Annotated in this window: 10 protein-coding genes and 1 tRNA gene; all 11 read left to right on the forward strand. The window is 33.7% G+C overall.

All coding sequences use genetic code 11. From position 1 onward, the window contains the following. Window positions 1-88: 88 nt before the first annotated feature. The gene (gene ribD / locus ACFHWD_RS18225) at window positions 89-1,186 is read left to right on the forward strand and encodes a bifunctional diaminohydroxyphosphoribosylaminopyrimidine deaminase/5-amino-6-(5-phosphoribosylamino)uracil reductase RibD (RefSeq protein WP_150358781.1); all 1,098 of its coding nucleotides are present in this window, start codon (window positions 89-91) and stop codon (window positions 1,184-1,186) included. Then, window positions 1,187-1,831, forward strand: coding sequence for a riboflavin synthase (locus ACFHWD_RS18230; protein WP_150358775.1), 645 nt, complete (start codon window positions 1,187-1,189; stop codon window positions 1,829-1,831). 17 nt (window positions 1,832-1,848) lie between these two features. Continuing rightward, window positions 1,849-3,054: a bifunctional 3,4-dihydroxy-2-butanone-4-phosphate synthase/GTP cyclohydrolase II gene (locus ACFHWD_RS18235; protein ID WP_150358776.1), complete on the forward strand. Its 1,206-nt coding sequence runs from the start codon at window positions 1,849-1,851 to the stop codon at window positions 3,052-3,054. Between the two features lie 19 nt (window positions 3,055-3,073). Further along, window positions 3,074-3,538 (forward strand): 6,7-dimethyl-8-ribityllumazine synthase, encoded by a 465-nt coding sequence (gene ribE / locus ACFHWD_RS18240; protein WP_150358777.1) that lies wholly within the window; start codon window positions 3,074-3,076, stop codon window positions 3,536-3,538. Between the two features lie 222 nt (window positions 3,539-3,760). Next, window positions 3,761-4,321 carry a hypothetical protein gene (locus ACFHWD_RS18245; protein ID WP_229982029.1) on the forward strand — a complete coding sequence of 187 codons (561 nt, stop codon included), beginning with the start codon at window positions 3,761-3,763 and terminating at the stop codon, window positions 4,319-4,321. Between the two features lie 71 nt (window positions 4,322-4,392). Continuing rightward, entirely contained in the window at window positions 4,393-5,208 is an 816-nt protein-coding gene (locus ACFHWD_RS18250) for an alpha/beta fold hydrolase (RefSeq protein ID WP_179978601.1), read from the forward strand. An 88-nt stretch (window positions 5,209-5,296) separates the two neighbouring features. Beyond that, window positions 5,297-5,373, forward strand: a tRNA-Arg gene (locus tag ACFHWD_RS18255). A gap of 438 nt (window positions 5,374-5,811) precedes the next feature. Beyond that, the gene (locus tag ACFHWD_RS18260; RefSeq protein WP_150358780.1) at window positions 5,812-6,057 is read left to right on the forward strand and encodes a PepSY domain-containing protein; all 246 of its coding nucleotides are present in this window, start codon (window positions 5,812-5,814) and stop codon (window positions 6,055-6,057) included. 195 nt (window positions 6,058-6,252) lie between these two features. Further along, on the forward strand, window positions 6,253-6,534 hold the full coding sequence (locus tag ACFHWD_RS18265; RefSeq protein WP_150359069.1) for a DUF3953 domain-containing protein: 282 nt from the start codon (window positions 6,253-6,255) through the stop codon (window positions 6,532-6,534). A gap of 245 nt (window positions 6,535-6,779) precedes the next feature. Beyond that, window positions 6,780-6,977, forward strand: coding sequence for a cold-shock protein (locus ACFHWD_RS18270; protein ID WP_106008326.1), 198 nt, complete (start codon window positions 6,780-6,782; stop codon window positions 6,975-6,977). Window positions 6,978-7,175: 198 nt separating this feature from the next. Then, window positions 7,176-7,337: a DUF1540 domain-containing protein gene (locus tag ACFHWD_RS18275; protein ID WP_150359068.1), complete on the forward strand. Its 162-nt coding sequence runs from the start codon at window positions 7,176-7,178 to the stop codon at window positions 7,335-7,337. Window positions 7,338-7,524 lie beyond the last annotated feature (187 nt).

Here is a 7,524-nt window from a genome sequence, read left to right on the forward strand (position 1 = left end):
TTTTCTTCGCAAGAAAAGCCCTGTATGAACTTATAGTTTATATAGGGCTTTTTTTGTATTTTTTTTATACGGAGGAGATGTGATGGTATTGGAAGATTCAAAATATATGAGATATGCAATTGCTTTGGCAAGAAAAGGTGAAGGCTGGGTTAATCCAAATCCGATGGTGGGAGCAGTTGTTGTAAAAGAAAATAGAATCATTGGAGAGGGATATCATGAGGTATGTGGAAAACCTCATGCTGAGCGCAATGCACTTGCCAGCTGTATTGAATCAGCAAAAGGAGCAACTTTATATGTAACGCTAGAACCATGCTGCCATTATGGAAGAACTCCTCCCTGTACAGATGCCATTATAAAGGCAGGTATTACAAAAGTAGTGGTTGGTTCCAGTGATCCAAATCCTAAAGTGTCTGGTAAGGGTATTTCAATTTTACGCAGAGCTGGAATTGTGGTAAAAGAGGGTGTGTTGAAAGAAAAATGTGATGAATTGAATACTGTTTTTTTTCATTATATTGTTACTGGTACTCCATATGTTGTTATGAAATATGCCATGACGGCTGATGGAAAGATAGCTACCGTTACTGGTGATTCTAAATGGGTTACGGGGAAAGCAGCCCGGAAGCATGTCCAGCAATTACGTCACAAATATAGTGCTATTATGGTTGGAATTGGAACTGTCTTAAAAGATGATCCGCTGCTTACATGTCGATTGAAAAATAGCAGAAATCCAATTCGAATTATCTGTGACAGCCACCTTCGCATTCCGATGGATAGTCAGATTTGTCGTACAGCAAAGGAGGTACATACTATTTTAGCAACTACTGTAACTGACGAAACTAAAATTTCAAAATTAAAATCGCTTGGTATTACTGTCTTAACCGTATCAGGCAAAGATGAAATGGTGAACTTGCCTATATTAATGCAAAAGCTTGGTCAGCTTGAGATAGACAGCATCTTACTTGAAGGAGGAAGTGCTTTAAACTACAGTGCATTAAAAGCTGATTTAGTTCAGGAAGTATATGCATATATTGCACCTAAAATTTTTGGCGGTAAAGACGCAAAAACGCCAGTGGAAGGAGATGGTGTTTTATCACCGGAACAGTGCTTTCAATTTACTGCTCCTGAGATATCTGTTCTTGATGGTGATTTGATGTTGAGGTTTAAATTTGTGAGGAGGAAAGTATAAATGTTTACTGGAATTATTGAAGAAATTGGACAAGTACATCAAGCTATTTTTGATGGAAGTTCGTCAAAAATTTCAATTTACGCCCAAACTATTTTAGAGGATACTAGGCCGGGAGACAGCATTGCTGTAAATGGAGTTTGCCTTACTGTTATCTCTTTAAGCGAAGGAGAGTTTACTGCTGATGTTATGCCGGAGACATTGAGGAAAAGTAATTTGGGCAGATTGCACAGTTCCGATTCGGTCAATCTGGAACGGGCTGTGGCTATTGATGGACGTCTTGGAGGACACTTTGTGTTGGGACATATTGATGATACTGGAGTAATTTGCAAAATGGAGAAAGAAAAAAATGCTGTCTGGATAACTATAAAAGCATCTCCAGAAGTAATGGAGTTGATTGTTGAAAAAGGTTCCATTGCCGTTGATGGCGTTAGTTTAACGGTAGCTAATGTAGAAAATTATAAATTTCAGGTATCTATTGTTCCCCATACAGGACAGCAGACGACGTTGCTGGAGAAAAGGACTGGTGATGTTGTAAATTTGGAAAATGATATAGTTGGGAAATATGTGAAAAAACTTTTTTACTTAAAGGCCAATGAACCTTTAGGCGGTATTACATTTGATTTTTTAAAGCAGAATGGATTTTAAAGAGGAGGTTGAAAGATATGCAATATAATACTATTTCAGAAGCACTCAAGGAATTACGTGCAGGAAAGATTATTCTTGTTACAGATGATAAGAACAGAGAGAATGAAGGTGATTTAATTTGTGCTGGTGAACATGCAACCTGTGAAAATGTAAATTTTATGGCTACTTATGCAAAAGGACTAATCTGTATGCCTATGAATGAACAGTTTGGCCTCAAATTGGGGCTGCCTCAAATGGTTACAGAAAATACGGATAATCATTCCACAGCTTTTACTGTTTCAATTGATCACGTTAGTACAACTACTGGTGTTTCAGCCGAGGAGCGATCTATTACAGCTATGAAGTGTGTACAAGATAATGCGAAACCTGGGGATTTTCGCAGGCCAGGTCATATGTTTCCTCTTATTTCGCGTCGTGGTGGAGTATTGACACGCGGTGGTCATACAGAAGCGACTGTCGATCTAATGAGATTGGCTGGGCTGAAAGAATGTGGACTTTGCTGTGAGGTTATGGCAGATAACGGTAAGATGATGCGTACAACCCAATTAAAAGAATTCGCAGAGAAACACCATCTCGTATTTATAACTATTCATGATTTGCAGAATTACTGCCGCCGTCATGATAAGCATGTTGTGCATATGGCAAGTGCAAAGCTTCCAACTTTATATGGAAATTTTCAAATTCATGGATATGTAAACGACCTTACTGGTGAACATCATGTTGCTTTGGTAAAGGGAGAAATTGGAAATGGTGAAAATCTTTTGTGTAGAGTCCATTCCGAATGCCTTACGGGAGATGTATTTGGATCCCTCCGATGTGATTGTGGTCAACAACTTATTTCTGCGATGAAGCAAATACAGAATGAAGGTAGGGGAATTCTTCTATATATGAGTCAGGAAGGGCGAGGTATAGGGTTGATTAATAAACTCAAAGCTTATGAATTACAGGAAAAAGGCAGGGATACTGTGCAGGCAAACCTGGAATTAGGATTTGCTCCTGATTTACGCGAATATTGGATAGGAGCACAGATTCTCCAAGACTTGGGGGCAAAAAAAATTCGCCTGTTGACAAACAATCCGAAAAAAATTTATGGCCTGGAAGGCTTTGGGGTCGAAATCATAGAAAGAATACCCATTGAAATTGCACCTCAGCGGGAAGATATAGATTATCTTAGGACAAAAAAGAAAAAAATGGGTCATCTATTTAGTAATATTAATTATTAAAATAAGGAGGATATTTTAAATGAAAATTATTGAAGGAAAAGTTGTTGCGGAAAAAATTCATGTGGGAATAGTGGCTTCTAGATTTAATGAATTTATTGTTGATAAGCTTTTATCAGGGGCAGTAGACGGGCTTGTAAGACATGGTGTTTCAGATGAAAATATAACGGCAGCTTGGGTACCTGGGGCTTTTGAAATCCCATTAATTGCAGACAGGATGGCTCAGTCTGGGAAATATGATGCTGTCATCTGTTTGGGGGCTGTAATACGTGGTTCTACTTCTCACTATGATTATGTGTGTAATGAGGTTTCCAAGGGAATTGCACGGGTTACACTGGAAACTAAAATTCCTGTGATTTTTGGTGTGCTTACAACTGAAAATATAGAACAGGCAATTGAAAGAGCTGGTTCCAAGGCTGGCAATAAAGGTTATGATTCCGCGCTTTCAGCTATAGAGATGGTGAATTTAATTTCTCAAATAAAATGAGGATTGTTTTAAAGTATTTTAAAATTTGAATGCTGGAGACTTATAGGCTCCAGCATAAAACAAGTATCAATATATTGAAGGGCAATTATTAGTTTATACAAGATTAAATATTTGATAACTTATAAAGGTAGTATACGTTTAATTTAGATTATTATACTGAAAATGATTATAAAGTATAAAAAATATGATAAACTTAATTGTGGATTAAAAAGTATTGGAGGCATGAAAGTGAAAATAGAGAATGTTAAAATATATGATCTGAAGGAAAGTATAAAGGCAAGTAAATACCCTATGGCAGTAGATATTGATAGATGTAATTCTGATATTACAGATACAGTTAAAAATTTAGCTCATTCACCTAAAGGTGAAGCCCATGATCAGTTTTTATCAGGAATACGGGTTGCTTTTGATTTAACTTTCAGTAATAAGGCATGGGTCGAGCTTGAAAGGTATAGATTTATTACTTTTGTAAGCAGTCAAAGTACAATGCACAGAATAGCAAAATTTGACTTGTCAAAACAGTATAATAAATATGTAGATAAAAGGATAATTGATATTATGGAAGAATTAAAGGATACATATAATAAAACTCATGATATAGAAGATTATTTGAAACTTTTGTATTCTAACCCGTCAGGATTTGAACTTACTGCAAGGTTGACAACTAATTATAGGTGCCTAAAAGGTGTTTACAGTCAAAGGAAAAACCACAGGTTACCGGAATGGCGAGAATTTTGTAAATGGATTGAAAGTTTACCTTTTTCAAGGGAATTAATAATTTAAAAAATTTTTCATTTATTTGCTTTTAATAGAATAGAATTTAATAGATAATTTTATTAAAAGGGAGTATTTGTATGGGATATTATGTTAAGGTAGAATCGAATGTAAAAATTTATATAGAAGATCCTAATCCAGAGGGAGAAAAAACAATCTTGTTTTTACATGGATGGCCTGGGAGCCATAAATTGTTTGAATATCAGTTTAATAAACTTTTGCAGGAAGGATATCGATGCATTGGAATGGATCAGAGAGGATTTGGTGAATCAGATAAACCTTTTATGGGATATGATTATGATCGATTATCAGATGATATCAGAGAGGTTGTCGAGGTACTTAAGTTAAAAAAGTTTGTATTAGCAGGACATTCTACAGGTGGGGCCATTGCCATAAGGTATATGGCTAGACATAGTGGGTATGAAGTGTCTAAGCTTGCTCTTTTTGCAGCAGCAGCTCCTAGTCTTATTCAACGTCCATATTTTCCATATGGTTTAAAAAAAGAAGATGTAATTGAAATTATTAAACAGACATATAGTGATAGACCTCAAATGCTGAGACAATTTGGTGGTATGTTTTTCTTCCAGATTGTAACTCAGTCTTTCTCAGATTGGTTTTTCCAGATTGGACTGCAGGCAGCGAGCTGGGCTACTGCTGCGGTTGCAAATTCTTGGTTAAATGAAGAAAATTTATTTTCCGACATGAAAAAAATAAATGTTCCAACTTTAATTCTTCATGGGATTCATGATAGAGTTTGCCTCTTTCCGCTTGCAGAAGCACAAAATCAAGGAATTAAAAATTCTAAGCTTGTATCATTTAAATATAGCGGTCATGGATTATTTTATGATGAACGTGATAAATTCAACAGTGAATTAATAAAATTTATTGATGAATAAGAAATTATTTGATGGTAGTTTTTCCATATAAAGTTTTTAACAAATTGATCTTGGGCACTATTTGTGTTAGAATAATTATGTTAAACTTGCGTCAGTAGCTCAGTTGGATAGAGCAGTTGGCTACGGACCAGCGTGCCGGGGGTTCGAATCCTCTCTGACGCACCAAAGACATTGATATAAGCAGGTTTCCAGAGATGGGAATTTGCTTATATTTTTAATTTAACACAGGAAAAAACCCTAATACGATTTAGAATTGGTTTCCTTAACTGTATTATAAATAAACACTGTTAAATTAGTGCTTATTTTAATAATGTTTACAAATAGTTGTTATATATGATATTAAATTGTAACAAGTATGATATATAATTATAAATATACCATGAAGATAAGCTTCCATGATTGCAAGTGTAAATTGGTGTCTGCGGTTGCAGGGCACTTTAAATTTAAATGCAACCACAACAAGGCCACATATAAATAGAGCCTATCAACCATTTATAAAATAAGCATCCGTAATTAGGGTGCTTATTTGTATGGAGAAAGGAACTAATAATATTGTATTTGAATATAATAATTGAGTAAATAATAAAATGAAAGATGATTAATATGAGGTGTCCTTTCTATAATAATTTATGGGATAATTATTGGAGACAATACCGCATAAGTGCTGAAACAGCTGTACAAATTGCATTGCAAAGAGTACCGGGGCAAGTATTAAGAGTTGAAGTAGATACTGAAGATGGCTTATTGGTCTACGAAGTTTACATTAGAACTACTAGTGGGATAATATATGAGGTTACAATAAACGCTAATACAGGAGAAATACTTGATGTAGATAGGCAAAATGATTAATTTGAGAGCTCATAACGGGGCTCTTTTATTATACAGAAAACAGGTGATAGGTATGGAAAAAGAGAAAAGAAGAAAGTCTATTATAGATTTTTTATTTTGTCCTAAATATTAAGAAATATGGTAATATTAATTTATAAAAGAATTCAAGTATTAAAAATAATACCATAATTAATTGCATAAAAGGAGCTACTAAATATGAACCTAAAAATAAAAAAGAAGCCACAAATTACAATTGCAATTATAATTGTTTCAGCCTTTACTGTTTTATTTGCATTATTATCTATTAAAAATAGCAGTAATTATTTACTTCGTATTTTAACTCAAGGAAGCTTATGTTTGACAATGCTATTGAGCGGTATTAATTATTTTATATATAAAAAACAAAAAGCGTTGGGAATTCTTTTGTGGCTTGTTTCTGCATTTGGATTATTTGTAACTATTCATACGATAATTACATCATTCACATTTTTGTACTAAAGCCAAAGAATTTCCCGAAATGGCCAATTTCCTTGACTTCATAAAAGGCACAAAAGGAAAAATTTGATTTATATAATAATGTATGATACAATAAGCACGTAACTTAAATGAATCGTAATTAATTTAAATGAAAATATATTTCAATAGGTACTTATAATTATAATATGTACGTTGATATCGAAATTTTATTTGATGGGTTTATTACAAAGAGTTTAAGAAATAAAATTTAGGAGGTACTTATTATAATGACAGGTACAGTAAAATGGTTTAATGGAAACAAAGGATTTGGATTTATCACAGGAGAAGATGGAAAAGATATTTTTGCACACTTTTCTCAAATAAATTCAGATGGCTATAAATCACTTGATGAAGGACAGAAAGTTTCCTATGATGTAGGAGAAGGACAAAAAGGACCACAGGCAGAAAATATTACTGTTCTTTAATTACCGGATATTTTATTCCTTAGATAGATAAAACTCTATCTAAGGAATTTTTAAATTATAGAAAACACATATTTTATAATCACATAAGATTGAAAAACTAAATATGCTATGCATTAATAGTATATTCTAAAGTATATAACTTATTATTTTGGCAACAATAAGTTATGTAAATTACAAATAAAGAAAGGAGATCATACTATGAATTTACCTAAAATGGAAGTTAAATGTAGCGTTGATTGCTGCAATTACTGGAAAGATAATCACTGCAATGCTGATGCACTTGAAGTCAATTCCATGAGGGGCAAAAAGCCTGATACTAGTGATGATACGTGCTGCACAACATTTAAACCGTTTAAATAATAAATATATTATATAAAACTCCAACTGAATTTCAGTTGGAGTTTCTGCTCACATTGGTGTAAAGTTTTTTACATTGATTTGTATTAAAACAAAGTAGCCTGTATTTTAGATAATGTTTTAAAGTATAAAAATAAAATTTAGTATTTAACAAAAAGGGCGTAATTCTCCTATCTTCTATAAGTGGGAG

This window comes from Clostridium sp. MT-14, assembly GCF_042436595.1.
GTDB lineage: Bacteria > Bacillota > Clostridia > Clostridiales > Clostridiaceae > Clostridium_B > Clostridium_B aromativorans.

What these genes read in the sequence shown, in the direction of transcription:
- ACFHWD_RS18230 (WP_150358775.1), top strand. Translation starts at nt 1,187, where the DNA reads ATGTTTACTGGAATTATTGAAGAAATTGGACAAGTACATCAAGCTATT.
- ACFHWD_RS18235 (WP_150358776.1), top strand. Translation starts at nt 1,849, where the DNA reads ATGCAATATAATACTATTTCAGAAGCACTCAAGGAATTACGTGCAGGA.
- ribE (WP_150358777.1), top strand. Translation starts at nt 3,074, where the DNA reads ATGAAAATTATTGAAGGAAAAGTTGTTGCGGAAAAAATTCATGTGGGA.
- ACFHWD_RS18245 (WP_229982029.1), top strand. Translation starts at nt 3,761, where the DNA reads ATGAAAGTGAAAATAGAGAATGTTAAAATATATGATCTGAAGGAAAGT.
- ACFHWD_RS18250 (WP_179978601.1), top strand. Translation starts at nt 4,393, where the DNA reads ATGGGATATTATGTTAAGGTAGAATCGAATGTAAAAATTTATATAGAA.
- ACFHWD_RS18260 (WP_150358780.1), top strand. Translation starts at nt 5,812, where the DNA reads ATGAGGTGTCCTTTCTATAATAATTTATGGGATAATTATTGGAGACAA.
- ACFHWD_RS18265 (WP_150359069.1), top strand. Translation starts at nt 6,253, where the DNA reads ATGAACCTAAAAATAAAAAAGAAGCCACAAATTACAATTGCAATTATA.
- ACFHWD_RS18270 (WP_106008326.1), top strand. Translation starts at nt 6,780, where the DNA reads ATGACAGGTACAGTAAAATGGTTTAATGGAAACAAAGGATTTGGATTT.
- ACFHWD_RS18275 (WP_150359068.1), top strand. Translation starts at nt 7,176, where the DNA reads ATGAATTTACCTAAAATGGAAGTTAAATGTAGCGTTGATTGCTGCAAT.